Annotated in this window: 18 protein-coding genes; 8 read left to right on the top strand and 10 right to left on the bottom strand. The window is 65.2% G+C overall.

The window, feature by feature from the left end; genetic code table 11:
* Positions 1–321: 321 nt before the first annotated feature.
* On the bottom strand, positions 322–1,518 hold the full coding sequence (locus QZ497_RS00320; RefSeq protein WP_295469935.1) for a class I SAM-dependent rRNA methyltransferase: 1,197 nt from the start codon (positions 1,516–1,518) through the stop codon (positions 322–324).
* A gap of 85 nt (positions 1,519–1,603) precedes the next feature.
* Positions 1,604–2,143 (bottom strand): type 1 glutamine amidotransferase domain-containing protein, encoded by a 540-nt coding sequence (locus tag QZ497_RS00315; protein ID WP_295469933.1) that lies wholly within the window; start codon positions 2,141–2,143, stop codon positions 1,604–1,606.
* A gap of 196 nt (positions 2,144–2,339) precedes the next feature.
* Here QZ497_RS00315 and QZ497_RS00310 point away from each other — a divergent pair, with 196 nt between their 5' ends.
* The 3 genes from QZ497_RS00310 (at position 2,340) to QZ497_RS00300 (ending at position 4,497) form a co-directional block, all read left to right on the top strand.
* Complete coding sequence (locus QZ497_RS00310) at positions 2,340–3,206, top strand: HDOD domain-containing protein (protein WP_295469931.1); 867 nt, start codon at positions 2,340–2,342, stop codon at positions 3,204–3,206.
* A 24-nt stretch (positions 3,207–3,230) separates the two neighbouring features.
* Complete coding sequence (gene mutM / locus QZ497_RS00305; protein WP_295469929.1) at positions 3,231–4,043, top strand: bifunctional DNA-formamidopyrimidine glycosylase/DNA-(apurinic or apyrimidinic site) lyase; 813 nt, start codon at positions 3,231–3,233, stop codon at positions 4,041–4,043.
* A 112-nt stretch (positions 4,044–4,155) separates the two neighbouring features.
* Positions 4,156–4,497 (top strand): multidrug transporter, encoded by a 342-nt coding sequence (locus QZ497_RS00300; protein ID WP_295469927.1) that lies wholly within the window; start codon positions 4,156–4,158, stop codon positions 4,495–4,497.
* 7 nt (positions 4,498–4,504) lie between these two features.
* Here QZ497_RS00300 and ggt read toward each other — a convergent pair whose 3' ends face one another.
* The 4 genes from ggt to QZ497_RS00280 all read right to left on the bottom strand — a co-directional run bounded on the left by ggt (position 4,505) and on the right by QZ497_RS00280 (position 8,654).
* Positions 4,505–6,211, bottom strand: a complete 1,707-nt coding sequence (gene ggt / locus QZ497_RS00295) for a gamma-glutamyltransferase (protein WP_295469924.1) — start codon at positions 6,209–6,211, stop codon at positions 4,505–4,507.
* A 54-nt stretch (positions 6,212–6,265) separates the two neighbouring features.
* Entirely contained in the window at positions 6,266–6,517 is a 252-nt protein-coding gene (locus QZ497_RS00290) for a YfhL family 4Fe-4S dicluster ferredoxin (RefSeq protein WP_295469921.1), read from the bottom strand.
* 119 nt (positions 6,518–6,636) lie between these two features.
* A complete protein-coding gene (gene coaD, locus QZ497_RS00285; protein WP_295469918.1) occupies positions 6,637–7,119 on the bottom strand; it encodes a pantetheine-phosphate adenylyltransferase in 483 nt (160 codons plus the stop codon).
* A 128-nt stretch (positions 7,120–7,247) separates the two neighbouring features.
* Complete coding sequence (locus tag QZ497_RS00280) at positions 7,248–8,654, bottom strand: coniferyl aldehyde dehydrogenase (RefSeq protein ID WP_295469916.1); 1,407 nt, start codon at positions 8,652–8,654, stop codon at positions 7,248–7,250.
* Positions 8,655–8,870: 216 nt separating this feature from the next.
* On the opposite strand from QZ497_RS00280, the gene QZ497_RS00275 reads away from it, so the two are divergent.
* Entirely contained in the window at positions 8,871–9,725 is an 855-nt protein-coding gene (locus tag QZ497_RS00275; RefSeq protein ID WP_295469913.1) for a sulfurtransferase, read from the top strand.
* Between the two features lie 39 nt (positions 9,726–9,764).
* On the opposite strand, the gene QZ497_RS00270 is transcribed toward QZ497_RS00275, so the two are convergent.
* The 4 genes from QZ497_RS00270 to QZ497_RS00255 form a co-directional block, all read right to left on the bottom strand.
* A complete protein-coding gene (locus tag QZ497_RS00270; RefSeq protein WP_295469910.1) occupies positions 9,765–10,787 on the bottom strand; it encodes a hydrolase in 1,023 nt (340 codons plus the stop codon).
* Between the two features lie 92 nt (positions 10,788–10,879).
* Entirely contained in the window at positions 10,880–11,464 is a 585-nt protein-coding gene (gene rsmD, locus QZ497_RS00265) for a 16S rRNA (guanine(966)-N(2))-methyltransferase RsmD (RefSeq protein WP_295469907.1), read from the bottom strand.
* Positions 11,464–12,933 (bottom strand): pitrilysin family protein, encoded by a 1,470-nt coding sequence (locus QZ497_RS00260; protein ID WP_295469905.1) that lies wholly within the window; start codon positions 12,931–12,933, stop codon positions 11,464–11,466. Before QZ497_RS00260 ends, rsmD begins: the two co-directional genes overlap by 1 nt.
* Entirely contained in the window at positions 12,930–14,282 is a 1,353-nt protein-coding gene (locus QZ497_RS00255; protein WP_295469902.1) for a pitrilysin family protein, read from the bottom strand. The genes QZ497_RS00260 and QZ497_RS00255 overlap by 4 nt, the downstream gene beginning before the upstream one ends.
* 320 nt (positions 14,283–14,602) lie before the next feature.
* Here QZ497_RS00255 and ftsY point away from each other — a divergent pair, with 320 nt between their 5' ends.
* The 4 genes from ftsY to rpoH form a co-directional block, all read left to right on the top strand.
* A complete protein-coding gene (gene ftsY / locus QZ497_RS00250) occupies positions 14,603–16,087 on the top strand; it encodes a signal recognition particle-docking protein FtsY (RefSeq protein WP_295469900.1) in 1,485 nt (494 codons plus the stop codon).
* On the top strand, positions 16,084–16,755 hold the full coding sequence (gene ftsE / locus QZ497_RS00245) for a cell division ATP-binding protein FtsE (protein ID WP_295469898.1): 672 nt from the start codon (positions 16,084–16,086) through the stop codon (positions 16,753–16,755). The genes ftsY and ftsE overlap by 4 nt, the downstream gene beginning before the upstream one ends.
* Complete coding sequence (ftsX, locus tag QZ497_RS00240) at positions 16,752–17,786, top strand: permease-like cell division protein FtsX (protein ID WP_295469896.1); 1,035 nt, start codon at positions 16,752–16,754, stop codon at positions 17,784–17,786. The genes ftsE and ftsX overlap by 4 nt, the downstream gene beginning before the upstream one ends.
* 130 nt (positions 17,787–17,916) lie before the next feature.
* The coding region (gene rpoH, locus QZ497_RS00235) for an RNA polymerase sigma factor RpoH (RefSeq protein WP_295469894.1) at positions 17,917–18,677 on the top strand (761 nt) is incomplete at its 3' end.

The raw sequence follows: 18,677 nt of genomic DNA, 5'->3' as shown, positions 1-18,677 counted from the left end.
GTGCCTATCTAGGGGAGTGAGCTTCTGTGGGTCCACACGCACGAGGGCGTTGATCGCATGCAGTGAAAAACCGAAGGCCACGGGATCGCCGTGCACTCGGCCTGAGCTCATAAACCCGCCGGGGATGACTGGCGATGAATGCCGCCGATTCTACACCGCTGGCGCCTGCTTGGCATGACGTCTGATCGACAGGTGAAAATTCGCCGAACGACCTGTCGATTTTGCTGGCAGGGCTTTTGCGAAGCGCCTTCAGACACCCCGCAAGACGAGGCTGAGGTGCCCGGAGCGCATCGGGCTCCGGGTGGCTGGAGTGCCGGACGCTCAGCTGTTGGGCAGCAGCCGGCAGGTGATGCTCTTGATGTAGCGGGTCTCGTGGATCGCCGGGTGTACCGGGTGGTCCGGACCCTGGCCGCCGCGTTCGAGCAGCTGCATGTTGCGGTCCAGGTGGCGGGCGCTGGTCAGCAGGATGTTGTGCAGGTCGTCCTCGGGCAGGTGCATCGAGCACGAGGCGCTGACCAGGATGCCGTCCTTGCTGAGCAGGCGCATGGCCTGTTCGTTCAGGCGGCGGTAGGCGCCTTCCCCGTTCTTCAGGTCTTTCTTGCGTTTGATGAAGGCCGGCGGGTCGGCGACGATCACGTCGAAGCGTTCTTCAGCGGCTTTCAGTTCCTTCAGGGCTTCGAACACGTCGCCTTCGATGCAGGTGACCTTCTCCGCGAAGCCATTCAGCGCGGCATTGCGCTCCACGCCGTCGAGGGCGAAGCCCGAGGCGTCCACGCAAGTCACTTCACTGGCGCCGAAGGCCCCGGCCTGAATACCCCAGCCACCGATGTAGCTGTACAGGTCCAGGACCCGCTTGCCCTTCACATAGGGCGCCAGGCGCGCACGGTTCATGCGGTGGTCGTAGAACCAGCCGGTCTTCTGGCCGTCGAGCACTGGGGCTTCGAACTTCACGCCGTTCTCTTCCAGGGCCACCCACTCCGGCACCGCACCATAGACGGTCTCGACGTAGCGGTTCAGGCCCTCGGCATCGCGGGCGCTGGAGTCGTTCTTGAACAGGATGCCGCTGGGCTTGAGCACCTGCACCAGGGCGGCGATCACGTCATCCTTGTGCTGTTCCATGGTCGCCGAAGCCAGTTGCACCACCAGGATGTGGTCGAAGCGGTCCACCACCAGGCCTGGCAGCAGGTCCGAGTCGCCGTACACCAGGCGGTAGAACGGTTTGTCGAACAGCCGCTCGCGCAGCGACAGGGCCACGTTGAGGCGGTGCACCAGCAGCGACTTGTCCAGTGGCAGCTTGATGTCGCGCGACAGCAGGCGGGCGCAGATCAGGTTGTTGGGGCTCATGGCGACGATGCCCAGGGGTTTGCCGCTGGCCGCTTCCAGCACGGCCTGGTCACCGGCCGCGAAGCGGTTCAGCGGGGTGGCCGCCACGTCGATCTCGTTGCTGTAGATCCACAGGTGGCCGGCGCGCAGGCGGCGGTCGGCGTTGGCTTTGAGGCGCAGGCTGGGCAGAGACATCACGTCGCTCCGGAAAAAAGGGCGTGATTATAGCGCGTCATCCCGGCCGTTGGCCGGGATGCGGGCAAATTAGCGGGTGTGCTGGTCAGGCAGACAGCGCCTCGATGATGGCGGTGTTGAATGCCTCGATGTCGTCGGGCTGGCGGCTGCTGATCAGGTTGCCGTCGACCACCACCGGCTTGTCGACCCAATGGGCGCCGGCGTTGGCCAGGTCGTCCTTGAGGGTCTTGTAGCTGGTCAGGGTCTTGCCTTTGACCAGCTCGGCGGAAATCAGCAGCCAGCCGCCGTGGCAGATCACCGCAATGGGCCGGTTCTGACCGTTGACCAGGCGTACAATGTGCTGGGCGTCGGCATCCAGACGAATGGTATCGGAATTCATCACGCCACCGGGCAGCACCACGGCATCGTAGTGTTCGTCCTTGGCCTGAGCGAAAGTGCGGTCCACCGGAAAGTCGTCGGCCGGTTCGTCGTGGTTCCAGCCTTTCACCTGCCCGGCTTTGGCAGAGAGAATTTCCGTGCGGGCACCGGCCTGCTCGAGGGCCTGTTTCGGGCCGGTAAGCTCGACTTGTTCGAAACCATCGGTTACCAAAAATGCAACGCGCTTGCCATGCAGGGAGTTGGACATGGGGATCTCCTGTCTCGGGTGACTGGAGCCTTGACCGGCAGCGGCCAGGGCTATACTCGCAACCATGCACCGTGGGGTGCGTACGTTAATTCCGAAGCGTGGCTACGACCAAAGTTCAGAAAAAATCACCCCGTTTGATGATGGACCCTTTGCCAATATGGGGGCAGAATCCAGGCTTGGCCCCGAGTAATGAGCTATGTCCCAAGAGCTGACCCCCGAGCAGATTCAGCAAGCCCTGCAAGGCATCACTGTTCCCGCGCAACCGCAGATCCTCGTCGACCTGCAGATGGAGCAGTACATGCCCGACCCCGATCTGGGCGTCATCGCCAAGCTGATTTCCCAAGACCCAGGCTTGTCCGGGGCACTGCTCAAAATCGTCAATTCGGCGCACTTCGGCCTGTCCAACAAGATCGCTTCGATCGAGAAGGCGGTTAATCTGCTTGGCAGCCGTACGGTGATCAACCTCATCAACGCCCAGTCGATCAAGGGCGAGATGAGCGACGAGACCATCGTCACCCTCAACCGCTTCTGGGACACTGCCCAAGACGTGGCCATGACCAGCCTGACCCTGGCCAAGCGCATCGGCTCGCAGACCGTTGACGAATCCTATGCGCTGGGCCTGTTCCACGACTGCGGCGTGCCGCTGATGCTCAAGCGCTTTCCGGACTACATGCAGGTTCTGGAAAACGCCTACGCCAACGCCAGCGCCGAGTGCCGGGTGGTCGACACCGAGAACGCAGCGTTCGACACCAACCATTCGGTGGTCGGCTATTACACGGCCAAGTCATGGCGTCTGCCCGAGCACCTGTGCTCGGCCATCGCCAACCATCACAATGCCCTGGCGGTCTTCCAGGATGAGTCCAACAGCAACACCCCGCTGAAGAACCTGCTGGGCCCGCTGAAGATGGCCGAGCACATCTGTCAGTCCTTCCAGGTACTGGGCAACCAGGACGTGGACCATGAATGGGATGTCGTAGGGCCGCTGGTGCTCGATTATGTCGGGCTGTCCGAATACGATTTCGAATACCTCAAGGAAAGCATCCGCGAGCTGGGCGGTCATTGATCTGCCAGACGCGCCGAATTTCTCATGCCTGAACTGCCAGAAGTCGAAACCACCCGCCGCGGTATCGCCCCGCACCTGCAGGGCCAGCGCGTCAGCCGGGTGATCGTGCGTGACCACCGCCTGCGCTGGCCGGTGCCCGAGGACCTGGATGTGCGCCTGTCCGGTCAGCGCATCGTCGAGGTGGGCCGGCGCGCCAAGTATCTATTGATCCAGGCCGAGGTCGGCACCCTGATCAGCCACCTGGGCATGTCCGGCAACCTGCGTCTGGTCGAGGCCGGACTGCCGGCGCTCAAGCACGAGCACGTGGACATCGAGCTGGAGTCCGGCCTGGCGCTGCGCTACACCGATCCGCGCCGCTTCGGCGCGATGCTCTGGAGCCTGGACCCGCACAACCATGAACTGCTGGTGCGCCTGGGTCCCGAGCCGCTCACCGAACTGTTCGACGGCGCACGGCTGTACGAGTTGTCACGCGGCAAGTCGATAGCGGTCAAACCCTTCATCATGGATAACGCGGTGGTGGTCGGGGTCGGCAACATCTACGCCACCGAGGCGCTTTTCGCTGCCGGTATCGACCCGCGTCGGGAAGCCGGGAGCATTTCCCGGGCGCGTTACCTGAAGCTGGCCATCGAGATCAAACGCATCCTCACCTATGCCATCGAGCGAGGTGGCACGACATTGCGGGATTTCATCGGTGGCGACGGCAAACCCGGCTATTTCCAGCAGGAACTGTTCGCCTACGGGCGTACCGGGCAGCCGTGCAAGGTCTGTGGCAGTCTGTTGCGTGAGGTGAAGCTCGGCCAGCGTGCCAGCGTCTACTGCCCCAAGTGTCAGCGCTGAGAGCATGCCGTGACATTTCGCGGGTTCGCTTGTGGCAAAGCGGCCTTGCTTAACCGGGTTGGCTGTTTATAGTTAGCCCTTGCCTGCGCAATGCCTACGCAAAGGAGCCCGCATGAGCCCGTTTCGCCTTCTCGCTGCCACCCTGGCCCTGTCCTTCGGACTGCAGGCCGTGCCGGCCATGGCTGCCTTCGACCGCCCCGATGCCATGGGCGACCCGATCTACACCATTCAGAACCCTCCGGCGTACGCCATGATCGGCGACCTGCTGATCGCTCGCCCGCTGCTGATCGCGGCCACGGTGGCGGGTGCCGGGCTGTTCGTCATTGCCCTGCCGTTCACCGCTACCGGTGGTGGCATCGGTCGTACCGGCAAGGCCTTGGTGGTCGACCCGGCCAAGGCGGCCTTCGTGCGTTGCCTGGGCTGTACCGGCGACGGTTACAACAAGCAGGAGTGACGCCCGCTCACTGGCGCGGGCCGAACACCTCGGCAACCCCTTCGCCGCGAGGGTCGCTGGCCACCTGCACCTGGCGGCTGTGCTTGTCCCACAGCAATACCTGCTGGTTACCGTAGCTGTCGGCGGTCTGCTTCAGGCTATAGCCACGCTTGCCCAATTCTTCCCTGATCTCTGCGCTGAGCGCGCCAGGCTCGTACTCCACCACGTCTGGCAGGTACTGGTGGTGGTAGCGCGGGGACGCCGCCCACTGGGCAATCGGCTGGCCGTCCAGGTATTGCAGCATCGCCAGCAGCACCATGCTGGGAATACGGCTGCCGCCCGGCGTGCCGAACGCGGCGAACTGCTCGGGGCTTTCCAGGAAGCTGGGGCTCATGCTCGACAGCGGGCGCTTGCCGGCGGCAATCGAGTTGGCCTGGCTGCCAGCCAGGCCGTAGGCATTGCTGCCTTGCGGGTCGGCGGCAAAGTCATCCATTTCGTCATTGAGCACCACGCCGGTGCCCGGTACGGTGAAGGCCGCACCGAATGGCAGGTTGATCGACAGGGTGGCGGCCACTGCGTTGCCTTCGCGGTCGATGACCGCAAAGTGCGTGGTGTGGTCGCCTTCACGCCACTCGGGTGCCGGTGGCAGTTCCTTGCTGGGGGTGGCGCGCTGCGGATCGATGCCTTTGGCCAGGCTTTCCAGATAGCCGCGGTCGAGCAGGTGCGCAATGGGCGCGCTGACGAAGTCCGGGTCGCCCAGTTCGCCCCGGTCGCGATAGGCGCGGCGCAGCACTTCCAGCACGTAGTGGATGCGCTGGCTGCCCTGGGCTTGGCGCCACGGCAGCTGTTCGAGCATGGTCAGGCTCTGGGCCAGGGCCACGCCGCCAGCAGATGGCGGAGGGGCGCTGACCAACTCGCGTTGCTCGGCCAGCGTCCAGCGCAGCGGCGCGCGGGTAGCCACCTGATAATCCTGCAGGTCTTGCGCCGTCCAGATTCCGCCGGCCTGCTGCACGCCCTGCAGCAGGGCCCTGCCAGTGCTGCCGGCGTAGAAACCATCGCGTCCGTGAGTGGCCAGGCGGTTGAGGGTATCACCCAGTTCGTGCTGCACGATCAGGGTGCCCAGCGGCGGTACCTCGCCGTTGGCCAGGAACAGCCGGGCACTTTCCGGGTCATCGCGCAACGCGGCCAGGCGCATGGTGGCGCGCTTCTGGTAGATGCGGTCTACGGGAAAGCCGTTGTAGGCCCGGATGATGGCCTCTTTCAGGGTCAGGTCCAGCGGCAGCTTGCCGTAGCGCTCGGCCAGTTCCACCAGTGCGGCGGGCAGGCCGGGGATGGCGGCGGCCAGAGGGCCGTCCAGCGACAGGCGCGGCTGTACCTTGCCGTCGCGGCGGTACAGGTCGTAGGTGGCCTTGAGTGGCGCCTTTTCCCGTGCATCGATGAATTGGTAGGCAGGCTTTTCGCCGCCTTCGCGCAGCAGGAAGAAGCCGCCACCGCCCAGGCCCGAGCCATAGGGCTCGACCACCGCCAGGGTGGCGGCAATGGAGATGGCGGCGTCGAAGGCATTGCCGCCCATGCCGATGGTCTGCTCACCCGCCTCGGTGGCCATGGCGTGGGGGCTGGCGATGGCCGCCTGTTCGGGGCGCGGAAACGCCTGGCTGGCCTGGGCGGCGAGGGCGCAAAGCAACAGCACGGCGCCGTGCAGGAGAGGGCGGGGTCGTTTCGGGATCAACAGCATGCGGTCCTTGCTGGGCGGCAGACGACTGGCCGCGGCGGGGGCTCGTTGCCGGTATCAGGCCTTGCCGGTGAGGCGCATGTATTTGGCCATCAGCTCGTCCTTGCTCTCGACATGGTTGTCATCCAGCGGGATGCAATCCACAGGGCAGACCTGCTGGCATTGCGGTTCGTCGTAATGGCCGACGCATTCTGTGCACAGGTTCGGGTCGATCACGTAGATCTCTTCACCCTGGGAAATCGCTTCGTTCGGGCACTCTGGCTCGCAGACGTCGCAGTTGATGCAATCGTCGGTGATGATAAGGGACATGCAACACTCCTGCCGCGGGCGCATCCGGGCATATGAAAACCGATGCGGCGAATTGTGCCGCATTAGGTCTCGGGATGCACCTTGAGGTTTCTAAGGGTATTGCCCTGCGCGGCCTGCTTTCAGCTGCGCTTGAAGCGCTCGGTCAGTGCCTGGGCGACCGCCGGATGGACGAACTTGTCGATATCACCGCCCAACGCCGCGATTTCCCGCACCAGGGTCGAGGAAATGAACGAGTAGCGCTCCGACGGAGTGAGGAACAGGCTTTCGATGTCCGGTGCCAGTTGGCGGTTCATGTTGGCCAGCTGGAACTCGTATTCGAAGTCCGACACCGCGCGCAGGCCGCGCAGCAGGATGTTCGCCCCTTGTTCCTTGGCAAAGTGCGCCAGCAGGGTGGAAAAGCCCAGTACCTGGACGTTGGGCAGGTGACGGGTGACTTCCTGGGCCAGCTCGACGCGTTGTTCGAGGGGGAACAGCGGGTTCTTCTTGGGGCTGGCCGCCACCGCGATGATCACGTGATCGAACAGGCGCGAGGCGCGTTCGACCAGATCGCCGTGGCCCTTGGTGATAGGGTCGAAGGTGCCTGGATACAAAACTCGGTTCATCGCATCGTCCTGCCGGCAGTGCATTGAGGGACTCGGATGGTAGCGCACGCGCGCCCGCGCGGCCAAGTCGCGGGCTTCAGGACCTGTGTGGTATTGCGCCGATTATCGGACAACCTCGAAGCGGCCCATCAGCGCAACAGCAGCCAGCGCATCAGGCGCTGCAAGGGTCCCCCGTAGGGCGGATACATCAGCCGCGCGAGGTTAAGGCGCGGCTTGACCAGCACCGCCTTGGCCTTGCTGAAGGTCAGGAAGCCTTCCCTGCCATGGTAATGGCCCATGCCCGAAGGGCCGATACCGCCGAACGGCAGGTCGTCCTGGGCGACGTGCTGCAGGGTGTCGTTGATGCACACACCACCGGAGTGGGTACGCGCCAGCACCTGCTGCTGTTCATCGCGGTCGTACCCGAAGTAGTAGAGCGCCAACGGTCGCGCGCGCCGGTTGATCCAGTCCAGCGCCTGGTCGAGGTCGTCATAGGGCACGATGGGCAGCAGCGGGCCGAAGATCTCTTCCTGCATGACCTGCATGTCGTCGCTCACCTCCAGCAGCAGGGTCAGTGGCATGGCGCGCCCTGCCTCAGGCTGCAAGGGCAGGATGCGCGCGCCCTTGGCGGCGGCGTCCTCCAGGTAGCCCACCAGGCGTGCCTGCTGGCGGGCGTTGATGATCGAGGTGCGGTCCGGATTGCCGGCTGTCTCGCGATGCGCCGGGTAGAAGCGCTGCAGCGTGTCGCGCAGTGCCCCGACCAGTGCTTCGACCCGCTCTCTGGGCGCCAGGATGTAATCCGGCGCCACGCAGGTCTGGCCGGCGTTGAGGGTCTTGCCGAATACCAGGCGCTCGGCCGCGTCGTGCAGTGGCACGCTGCGTGACACGATGGCCGGTGACTTGCCGCCCAGTTCCAGGGTCACCGGCACCAGGTTCTCGGCAGCGGCGCGCATCACCTGCCGACCCACGCTGGTGGCACCGGTGAACAGCAGGTGATCGAACGGCAGGCGGGAAAAAGCGACGCCGGTTTCGATATCACCGAGCGCCACGTAGACCAGGTCTTCGGGAAAGATCTCGGTCAGCAAGCGCTTGAGCAGCAGCCCGGTGGCGGGGGTGGACTCGCTGAGCTTGAGCATGACCCGGTTGCCGGCGGCCAAGGCTCCGGTCAGCGGGCCGATGGCCAGGAACAGCGGGTAGTTCCAGGGCACGATGATGCCGACCACCCCCAGCGGCTGGTACATGACCCTTGCCGTGGCGGGTTGGAACGCCAGGCCCACTTGGCGCCGCGAAGGCTTCATCCAGCGCCCCAGGCGGCGCCGTGCATCGCGGATGCCCATCAGGCTGGGCAGCAATTCGGCCAGCAGGGTCTCGTCGGCGCTGCGATGCCCGAAGTCCTGGCTGATCGCCTCGACCAGGGCCTGGCGCTGGGCGCGCAGTTGCCTGCCCAACTGCAGCAGCCATTCACGGCGTTGCGCGGCCGACGGCAGCGGCTGGGCGGCAAAGGCCAGGCGTTGCTGGTGCAGGGCGTTTTCCAGGAGGGACGCAGGATGGGGCATGGCAGCTTCCAGGAGGCTAGATGCCAGCACTTTACAACGCCCTGCGCCTGCCTGGCAGCCTGGCGAACCCGTGCAGACCAAAGGCCAGTCGACGCCAGACCCTGCCGCGGCCTATGCTCGACGCATCGACATGCCGAGGCCGCGCCCTTACGGGATCATGTCAGGCCCGATGCTGTCCCACGTGAATGTGGTTTTCTGCCTACAGGAGTTCGTTCCATGCCGCTTGCGCAATTGATCAGCCCCCGAGAACTGGCTGCCCGGCAGCAGGATCCCAAGCTGGTGATCCTCGACTGCCGGTTTGCCCTGGACGACAGCGACTACGGGCAGCGCAGCTATGCCCAGGGGCATATCGACCGTTCGTCGTTCGCCGACCTGGAGCGCGACCTCAGCGGGCCGGTGATCAAGGGCAAGACCGGGCGCCATCCGTTACCGGCCCCCAAGGCCCTGATCGAGCGCCTGCGTACCTGGGGCATCGATAACGACAGCACGGTGGTGCTCTACGACGATGGCCCCGGTGCCTACGCTGCCCGCGCCTGGTGGCTGCTGGCCTGGCTGGGCAAGCGTGATGGCGTGTTCATCCTCGACGGCGGGCTGAAGGCCTGGCATGCCGCCGGCCTGCCACTGAGCCTGGACCCGCCGGGCAACCAGCCGGGGCACTTCCAGGGCGAGCCGGATGCGGCGCTGGTGTTGAGCGCCGAGCGCCTGCACAAACGTCTGGGGCGCGCGGGGCAGACCTTGATCGACGCACGTGCCGAGCCGCGCTTTCGTGGCGAAGTGGAACCCATCGACCCGGTGGCCGGGCACATTCCCGGCGCGCAGTGCCTGCCATTCACCGACAACCTCGGCCCTGACGGGCGCTTCCTGCCGCCTGAACGGCTGCGTGAGCGTTTCGCCGCCGCCTTGGGTGAACGCTCGCCCACCGAACTGGTGGCCTACTGTGGCTCGGGCGTAACGGCCTGCCATAACCTGTTCGCCATGGCCCTGGCCGGCTACCCGCTGGGCACGCTGTATGCCGGTTCGTGGAGCGAGTGGATCAACGACTCTTCCCGAGAGATCGCCACCGGCGCCTGAGCGAACTTCTGTAATCGGACGGTATTGCGGCTCAAGCCGCTACCGGTCTTGCGGCAGGTTAGCCTGCAGCCACTGCGGGATGCGCCGTTCCAGGTAGTAGCCGGGCTGTTTCAGCGAGCCTTCGACAAAGCCCACATGGCCGCCCTTGGTCTGCAGCTCGAAGTCGATGCATGAGGCCAGTTCCGCTGGCTCCGGCAGGCTGTGGGCGAACACGAAGGGGTCGTCCAGCGACTGGATGACCAGCGTGGGCGTGCGCACCTGGCCCAGGTAATAGCGGCTGGAGGCGCGGCGGTAGTAGTCCTGGGCATCGACGAAGCCGTGCAGCGGTGCGGTGACCCGGCCATCGAAGTCCCAGAAGGTGCGCAGGTCCTCCAGCGAGCCCAGTGCTGCCAGTTCCGCCAGCCCCTCGCTGAGCCCCTCATGCTGGAAGCGGCGCTGCTTTTCGCGCACGTAGGTGATCATTTCGCGAATGAAGTGCCGCTGATAGATGCGCGAAAAGCCCTGGCCGATACGGTTGGCGCATTGGTCGAGGCGAAACGGCACGGACACCGCCACTGCGCCCTGCAGTTGGCTGTTCTCGCCGCTTTCGCCCAGGTACTTGAGCAGGACATTGCCGCCCAGCGAGTAGCCCACCGCGTACAGCGGCGCCAAGGGACGCAGGCTGCGCAGATGGTCGATCACGGCGGCGAGGTCTTCGCTGGCGCCGGAATGGTAACTGCGCGGGCGCAGGTTCGGTTCGCCGGAGCAACCGCGCCAGTTCAGCGCCGCACTGGCCCAACCCAGACTCGCCATGGCGCGTTGCAGGCCGACCACGTAGGGCGAATTCGACGAGCCGGTCAGCCCGTGCAGCACCAGCACCAGCGGCGTGTGGGCCTCATGCGGGCCGTGCCAGTCGAGGTCGAGAAAGTCGCCATCTTCCAGCCACAGGCGTTCGCGCTGTCGCGGCAGCGGCGCCTGGCGGCGCAGCAGAGGGCCCCAGAGAGTCTGCAGGTGTGGATTGCTCAGCCCGATGGCGGGGCTGAAGGGGCGGGCGGGGGCATGATGCAGGGAAGGTGCTGGCATGCGGGGGACCGTCTGTTGGGCAAGTGCTCACGTTGCCACCAAAGCGACCCGGTGTCAGCCGACACCGGGCTATCGGTCATGGCAGTGTCGCTTCAGCCGCGCTGCCACAAGGCGTAGTACACCTGGCCGGCTTTTTTCTCACGGTGCAGCCGCCAGTTGGCCGGCAGGCCGGTGGCGGATGGAGGGGTCTCGCTTTCGGTGTAGATCCACGCCCGCTCGTTCAGCCAGCCGCGGCTTTCCAGCAGGTTGCAGGCGTCGGCCAGCAGCCCCTGGTGGAAGGGCGGGTCGAGGAACACCACGTCGAAGGCTTCGGCCGCCGCGCTTTCCAGGTGACGCAGAGCGTCGGCCTGGGCGTACTGGCCGTTCTCGCATTTGAGCAGCGCCAGGTTCTGGCGCAGGCTGGCGATGGCCGCCGGGTTGGTGTCCAGCGCCAGGCCGGCCTTGGCACCCCGCGACAACGCCTCGAAGTACAGCGCACCGCTGCCGGTGAACAGGTCCAGCACTCGCGCGCCGACGATGTAGGGCGCCAGCCAGTTGAACAGCGTCTCGCGCACCCGGTCCGGGGTCGGGCGCAGGCCCGGCCCGTCGGGGAAGCTCAGCTTACGGCTGCCCCATTCGCCGGCGATGATGCGCAGCTGGCCCTGGCCGTTGTGCGCTTTTGCTCTTGGGTTGGCCATCAATGCTCCGGAACGCCGACAGGCTGCCGGGCGGGTTTGTCAGTGGGTGGCGGCAGCGGCTTCTGCGCGACGGTCGGGCCGACGGTGACGATCACCATCTTGTCGGCGCTGAGGTGTTTGTTCATCGCCGCTTTCACCTGCTCGACGGTCACCGCTTCGGCCTGGTTCAGGTAGTCCTCCAGGAAGGTCAGCGGCAGGTCATAGAAGCCGATGGCGCCCAGTTGCGCGGCAATCGCCGAGTTGCTGGCTGCCGACAGTGGGAAGCTGCCAGACAGCTCACGCTTCACGTCGTCGATTTCCTTCTGGGTCGGGCCCTTGTCGAGGAATTCGCGTACCTGATCCTGCACAAGCTTGAGGGTGTTTTCGCTCAGCTCGGCACGGGTCTGCAGGCCGATGGTGAACGGGCCGGGCACGCGCATGCCGGTGAAGCCGGACGATACGCCGTAGGTCAGGCCGCGTTTTTCCCGCACTTCGGTCATCAGTCGGCTGCCGAAGCCGCCACCGCCGAGCACCGAATTGCCGACGCTCAGCGCCGCGTAATCCGGGTCGTTACGGCTGATGCCCAGTTGCGCCAGCATCAGGTGGGTCTGGTTCGACGGGAACTCGATATGCGTCACGCCCGGCTTGGGCTCGGTGGGCTCCGGCAGCTTGGCCATGGCCGGCCCTTTGGGCAGCGCGGCGGACACCTGCGCGGCGATGGCTTCGGCCTCGCTGCGCGACAGGTCGCCGACCAGGGCGATCACCGCGTTGCCACCGGCATAGGCCTTGGCGTGGAAGGCCTTGAGCTGGGCCTGGGTAATGGCGCTGATGCTCTTGGGGTTGCCGTCGCTCGGGTGGGCGTACGGGTGGTTGCCGTAGAGCTTCTCGAACAGCGCCTTGCTGGCGATCACGCCGGGGTTCTGCTTCTGGTACTCGAAGCTGGCCAGCAGCTGGTTCTTGATACGCGCCAGCGAGGCGCTCGGGAAGGTCGGCTGGCCGACCACTTCGCTGAACAGCTTCAGGGCCGGATCGCGCTTGCTCTTGTCGCTCAGGCTGCGCAGCGACACCATGGCCATGTCACGGTAGGAGCCGTTGTCGAAGTCCGCACCCAGGCCTTCGAAGCCCTGGGCGATGGCGGTGACGTCCTTGCCCTTGACGCCCTCGTTGAGCATGGCGTTGGTCAGCAGGGCGAGGCCGGGCGTGTTCTGGTCCTGACTGCTGCCGGCGGCGAAGATCAGGCGCATGTCGAACATCGGCAGCTCGCGGGATTCGACGAACAGCACCTTGGCGCCCTCGGCGGTTTTCCAGCTCTGGATGTTCATTTCGCGGCGTGCCGGTGGCTTGCCGTCGAGTTCCTTGAGCGATTGCAGGTTCTGCCCCAGTGGCGCATCAGGGCTGGCGGCGTCGTCGGCGCGCACGGGCAGCGCCACCAGGGCGCTGAGCGAAGCGGCCAGCAGCAGGCTGTGCAGGGCGTGTTTGCGCATCATCATTTGGCCTTCTCCTCAGGCAGCACGTGCGCAACGCTGAGGCGCTCACGGGTGAAATAGGTCTTCGCGGCGTTCTGGATGTCTTCGGGGGTGACGGCTTGCAGCGCCGCCAGTTCTTCGTCGATGAGCTTCCAGGACAGGCCCACGGTTTCCAGCTGGCCGATGGTGGTGGCCTGGCTGGTGATCGAGTCGCGCTCGTAGACCAGGCCGGCGATGACCTGGGCACGCACGCGCTCCAGCTCTTCGTTCGACGGCGCCTTGGTCTTCAGTTCATCGAGCAGGCGCCAGATGCCGGCCTCGACATTGGCCAGGGTCTTTTTCTTCTGCACGTTGGGGGTGGCGCTGATCAGGAACAGGCTGTCGCCGCGGGCGAAGGCGTCGTATTGCGACGACGCGCCGGAAACCAGCTCTTCGCCACGTTCCAGGCGGGTCGGGATGCGGGCGCTGTAGCCGCCGTCGAGCAGCGCGGCGATCAGGCGCAGGGCCTGTACCGAACGCGGGTTTTCGGCGGTGGCCAGGCTTGGCACGTTGAAGCCGTAGAGCAGGCTGGGCAGTTGCGTCTGTACATGCAGGGTGATCTGCCGCTCGCCCGGTTCGGCCAGCTCCAGTGGCCGGTTGGCCGGTGGCACGTCGCGACGCGGGATCGGGCCGAAGTAGCGCTCGGCGAGGGTCTTGACCTCGTCGGGGGTCACGTCGCCGACCACCACCAGGGTGGCGTTGTTGGGGGTGTACCACTGCTCGTACCAGTGACGCAGGTCCTGCACCGTCATGCGGTTGAGGTCGGCCATCCAGCCGATGGTCGGCGTGTGGTAGCCGCTGGCCGGGTAGGCCATGGCCTTGAAGCGCTCGTAGGCCTTGCTCAGCGGTTTGTCATCGGTGCGCAGGCGGCGCTCTTCCTTGATGACTTCGATCTCGCGGCTGAACTCGTCTGCCGGCAGCTTGAGGGTGGCCATGCGGTCGGCTTCCAGCTCCAGCGCCACGCCCAGGCGGTCGCGAGCCAGCACCTGGTAGAACGCGGTGTAGTCGTCGCTGGTGAAGGCGTTCTCTTCGGCGCCGAGGTCGCGCAGGATCAGCGAAGCCTCGCCCGGGCCGGTCTTGCTGCTGCCTTTGAACATCATGTGCTCGAGCGCGTGGGACAGCCCGGTGTGGCCCGGTGCCTCGTAGCTGGAACCGACCTTGTACCAGACCTGCGAGACCACCACGGGCGCGCGATGGTCTTCGCGGACGATGACTTTCAGGCCGTTGTCGAGAGTGAATTCATGGGTAGGTTGCGGATCGGCTGCCAGGGCAGCCAGGGGCAGGCAGAGGGTACTGAGCAGCAGGCCGGCGGCACGGCGGGCGAAAGCGTTCATTCGTCATTCAAACCTGTAGGGCGACCCTGGGACTTAGCGTCGGCAGGCACGGGGGTGTTAGGATACTGATCCGTTTGCGGCGCAAACAACCCTCACGGCCTGCGGGCACGTGAAACTTGTTTAAGGTGCAGTGTGAAACGTGGCTGCATCGGGTGACGTGTCGTTAAATAGCGGCTCGGCCCTGTGCGCCCAGGCACGCTTCGACCGTACCGTGCCAGAACCGCCGAATGAACAAGCAGCCCATAACGCAGTCTGTTTGGCATGTCAGCATTTTCCGAAATGCCCTCTGGCGTTTCGCTACTTTGAGATAGCCGTCCTCCATGTTTGGTTCCAACGACGACAAGAAGACCCCAGCGGCCGCTGGCGAGAAGAAGGGCCTGTTCGGCTGGTTCCGCAAGAAAGCCCCGGAATCCGCGCCGACGCCCGAAGAAACCCCCGTCACCCAGCCTGATCCACAGCCTGCCGCAACGCCGGCCATGGCTTCCGAAGCCCCGGCGGTCGCGACGCCGGTTGCCGAAACCGCTGTCGAGCCGTCGCCGTCCGAGGCTCCGACCGAGACGGTGGCGCCGGCCGACCTGTCCTGGCTGACCCGTCCGGTCGCCGAGGAGTCGGTGGCTCGCGTCGATGAACTGGCACCGCCGCCAGCGCCGCAGGCCCCGGTGACTCCCGAGCCGCCGGTAGTGGCTGAGCCGACCCAGGCGCCCGAAGTGCGTGAGCCGGAGCTGGCCGAACCGGCCCCGGTTGCCGACGCCGCGCCAGTCGCCGAGCCTGCACCTGCACCTGCACCTGCACCTGCACCTGCACCTGTGGCCGAGGTACCCGCTGTCGCCGAGCCCGCGCCGGTCGTGCCTGCACCCGCTGCCGAGCCTGCCAAGGCCGGCTTCTTCGCACGTCTCAAGCAGGGCCTGTCGAAGACCAGTGCCAGTATCGGCGAAGGCATGGCCAGCCTGTTCCTCGGTCGCAAGGCCATCGACGATGACCTGCTGGAAGAGATCGAGACCCGCCTGCTGACCGCCGACGTCGGTGTCGAGGCCACCTCGGTGATCATCCAGAACCTCACCCAGAAGGTCGCCCGCAAGCAACTGACCGACGCGGCCGCGCTGTACCAGTCGCTGCAGGCCGAGCTGGCGGCGATGCTCAAGCCGGTCGAGCAACCGCTGGTCATCGACACCTCGCGCAAGCCGTACGTGATTCTCGTGGTCGGCGTGAACGGCGCCGGCAAGACCACCACCATCGGCAAGCTGGCCAAGCGCCTGCAACTCGATGGCAAGAAGGTCATGCTCGCCGCCGGTGACACCTTCCGTGCCGCCGCCGTCGAGCAGCTGCAGGTGTGGGGCGAACGCAACCAGATCCCGGTGATCGCCCAGCACACCGGTGCCGATTCCGCCTCGGTGATCTTCGACGCCGTGCAGGCCGCCAAGGCGCGCAACATCGACGTACTGATCGCCGATACCGCCGGGCGCCTGCACACCAAGGACAACCTGATGGAAGAGCTGAAGAAGGTGCGCCGCGTGATCGGCAAGCTGGACGCCGAGGCTCCCCACGAGGTGCTGCTGGTGCTCGATGCCGGTACTGGCCAGAACGCCATCAACCAGGCCAAGCAATTCAACCAGACCGTTTCCCTCACCGGCCTGGCCCTGACCAAACTCGACGGCACGGCCAAAGGCGGGGTGATTTTCGCCCTGGCCAAGCAGTTCGGCCTGCCGATTCGTTACATCGGCGTAGGCGAGGGCATCGACGACCTGCGCACTTTCGAGGCCGAACCCTTCGTTCAGGCCCTGTTTGCGGAGCGTGAACATCCATGATTCGTTTCGAGCAGGTCGGTAAGCGTTACCCGAACGGTCACGTCGGGTTGCATGAGCTGAGCTTCCGGGTACGGCGTGGCGAGTTCCTGTTCGTCACCGGCCATTCGGGGGCGGGTAAAAGCACGCTGCTGCGTCTGCTCCTGGCCATGGAGCGCCCGACCTCGGGCAAATTGCTGCTGGCCGGCCAGGACCTGGGGCAGATCAGCACTGCGCAGATCCCCTTCCTGCGTCGGCAGATCGGCGTGGTATTCCAGAACCACCAGTTGTTGTTCGACCGTACGGTGTTCAACAACGTCGCGCTGCCGCTGCAGATTCTCGGCCTGTCCAAGCCGGAGATCGCCAAGCGCGTCGACTCGGCACTGGAGCGCGTCGCCCTGGCCGACAAGGCCGCACTGTTTCCCGGCGACCTGTCCACCGGCCAGCAGCAGCGCGTCGGTATCGCCCGCGCCATCGTGCATCGGCCAGCTCTGCTGCTGGCCGACGAACCCACCGGTAACCTCGACCCCCGCCTGGCAGCAGAAATCATGGGTGTATTCGAAGACATCAACCGCCTGGGCACCAGTGTGCTCATCGCCAGCCACGACCTGGCCCTGATCGCTCGCATGCGCCATCGCATGCTGACCCTGCAGCGCGGCCGCCTGATCGGTGATGGGGAGGCCGGGGCATGAGCAACTCGCCACGCAGCGCCACCAAGATCGCAGACCGCGCCGCGGCCCGGGCCGCCGAGCAAGAACCGCAACGCCAGAAGCGTGGTGGCCATGACGACGACGGGCCGGACTTTTCCACGCTGCTGGCCGCCTGGGTGGAAAGCCACCGCGCCAGCCTGCTCGACAGCCTGCGTCGGCTAGGCAAGCAGCCCATCGGCAGTTTCTTCACCTGCCTGGTGATGGCCGTAGCCCTGAGCCTGCCCATGGGCCTGTCGCTGCTGTTGAGCAACGTCGAGCGGCTGGGCGGCTCCTGGCAGCGCGCCGCACAGATTTCCGTGTACCTGAACCTGGACGCCGGCAGCGCCGAAGGCAACCGCCTGCGCGAGCAGATCAAAGCCATGCCTGGCGTGGCCGAGGCTGAATATGTCAGCAGTGAACAGGCGCTGAAGGAATTCCAGAAGGACTCCGGCCTGGGCGAGGCGCTCAAGGAACTGCCGAGCAACCCGCTGCCCGGCGTAGTAGTGGTCACTCCCGAAGAAGTCGACAAGGCCGCACTGGAGGCCCTGCGCACGCGCCTGGCCGAGCTGCCCAAGGTGCAGCAGGCGCAGCTCGACCTGGTCTGGGTGGAGCGCCTGGCGGCGATTCTCAAGCTGGGTGACCGCTTCGTCTTCGGGCTGACGGTGCTGCTGGTCGCGGCACTGCTGCTGGTGATCGGTAATACCATTCGCCTGCACATCGAGAACCGCCGCACCGAGATCGAAGTCATTAAACTGGTGGGCGGCACCGACAGCTATGTGCGTAGGCCGTTTCTCTACATGGGCGCGCTGTATGGCATTGGCGCCGGGGTGTTGTCCTGGGGGGTACTGGCCTTTGGCCTGAACTGGCTCAATGAGTCGGTCATCGACCTGGCCGGCCTGTACGGCAGCGACTTCGCCCTGACCGGCGTACCTGTTGCTGATGGTTTCTCGCTCTTGCTTGGAGCGGTGTTCTTGGGTTATATCGGTGCGTGGATTGCAGTCGCTCGCCACCTGAGCGAGCTGGCACCGCGTTAAATCAATAGTGTTCCAGTCTGTTTATTTTTTGATCAATTGGCTTTGGGTCAAGGGAACTTGTATCGCGGTTCCCGGTCAATTTTTGCAGTGCTGTACTGCACGAGTCATGTGAGTCGGAGGTTTCTTTCGTATGACCAATTCCTTGCAACCTGCCTATGCCCTGGTTCCCGGTGCAAACCTGGAAGCCTACGTGCATGCGGTCAACAGCATCCCCATGCTGACGCCGGAGCAGGAGCGCGAACTGGCAGACAGTCTCTACTACGAGCAGAACCTCGAGGCTGCGCGCCAGATGGTTCTCGCGCACCTGCGCTTCGTGGTTCATATCGCTCGCAGCTATTCGGGTTATGGTCTGGCGCAGTCCGACCTGATCCAGGAAGGCAACGTCGGCCTGATGAAAGCCGTCAAGCGCTTCAATCCGGAAATGGGCGTGCGTCTGGTGTCCTTCGCGGTGCACTGGATCAAGGCCGAGATCCATGAATTCATCCTGCGCAACTGGCGTATCGTCAAGGTCGCGACCACCAAGGCGCAGCGCAAGCTGTTCTTCAACCTGCGCAGCCAGAAGAAGCGGCTGGCCTGGCTGAACAACGACGAGGTCCATCGCGTGGCCGAAACCCTGGGCGTCGAGCCCCGGGAAGTGCGCGAGATGGAAAGCCGCCTGAGTGGCCATGACATGGCCTTCGATCCGGCAGCCGATGCCGACGACGACAGCGCCTTCCATTCGCCTGCGCACTATCTGGAAGACCATCGCTACGATCCGGCCATGCAGTTGGAAGATGCCGACTGGAGCGACAACGCCAACAGCAACCTGCATGAAGCGTTGAACGGTCTGGACGAGCGCAGCCGCGACATCCTCTACCAGCGCTGGCTGGCCGAGGAAAAGGCGACCTTGCA

The organism is uncultured Pseudomonas sp. (genome assembly GCF_913777995.1).
Taxonomy (GTDB): Bacteria; Pseudomonadota; Gammaproteobacteria; order Pseudomonadales; family Pseudomonadaceae; genus Aquipseudomonas.
Note: the sequence above shows the minus strand (reverse complement) of the source record. Positions and strands in the feature narration are given on the sequence as shown.

Coding starts and splice junctions, on each gene's coding strand:
- QZ497_RS00320 (WP_295469935.1), bottom strand. CDS start 1,518: ATGTCTCTGCCCAGCCTGCGCCTCAAAGCCAACGCCGACCGCCGCCTG.
- QZ497_RS00315 (WP_295469933.1), bottom strand. CDS start 2,143: ATGTCCAACTCCCTGCATGGCAAGCGCGTTGCATTTTTGGTAACCGAT.
- QZ497_RS00310 (WP_295469931.1), top strand. CDS start 2,340: ATGTCCCAAGAGCTGACCCCCGAGCAGATTCAGCAAGCCCTGCAAGGC.
- mutM (WP_295469929.1), top strand. CDS start 3,231: ATGCCTGAACTGCCAGAAGTCGAAACCACCCGCCGCGGTATCGCCCCG.
- QZ497_RS00300 (WP_295469927.1), top strand. CDS start 4,156: ATGAGCCCGTTTCGCCTTCTCGCTGCCACCCTGGCCCTGTCCTTCGGA.
- ggt (WP_295469924.1), bottom strand. CDS start 6,211: ATGCTGTTGATCCCGAAACGACCCCGCCCTCTCCTGCACGGCGCCGTG.
- QZ497_RS00290 (WP_295469921.1), bottom strand. CDS start 6,517: ATGTCCCTTATCATCACCGACGATTGCATCAACTGCGACGTCTGCGAG.
- coaD (WP_295469918.1), bottom strand. CDS start 7,119: ATGAACCGAGTTTTGTATCCAGGCACCTTCGACCCTATCACCAAGGGC.
- QZ497_RS00280 (WP_295469916.1), bottom strand. CDS start 8,654: ATGCCCCATCCTGCGTCCCTCCTGGAAAACGCCCTGCACCAGCAACGC.
- QZ497_RS00275 (WP_295469913.1), top strand. CDS start 8,871: ATGCCGCTTGCGCAATTGATCAGCCCCCGAGAACTGGCTGCCCGGCAG.
- QZ497_RS00270 (WP_295469910.1), bottom strand. CDS start 10,787: ATGCCAGCACCTTCCCTGCATCATGCCCCCGCCCGCCCCTTCAGCCCC.
- rsmD (WP_295469907.1), bottom strand. CDS start 11,464: ATGGCCAACCCAAGAGCAAAAGCGCACAACGGCCAGGGCCAGCTGCGC.
- QZ497_RS00260 (WP_295469905.1), bottom strand. CDS start 12,933: ATGATGATGCGCAAACACGCCCTGCACAGCCTGCTGCTGGCCGCTTCG.
- QZ497_RS00255 (WP_295469902.1), bottom strand. CDS start 14,282: ATGAACGCTTTCGCCCGCCGTGCCGCCGGCCTGCTGCTCAGTACCCTC.
- ftsY (WP_295469900.1), top strand. CDS start 14,603: ATGTTTGGTTCCAACGACGACAAGAAGACCCCAGCGGCCGCTGGCGAG.
- ftsE (WP_295469898.1), top strand. CDS start 16,084: ATGATTCGTTTCGAGCAGGTCGGTAAGCGTTACCCGAACGGTCACGTC.
- ftsX (WP_295469896.1), top strand. CDS start 16,752: ATGAGCAACTCGCCACGCAGCGCCACCAAGATCGCAGACCGCGCCGCG.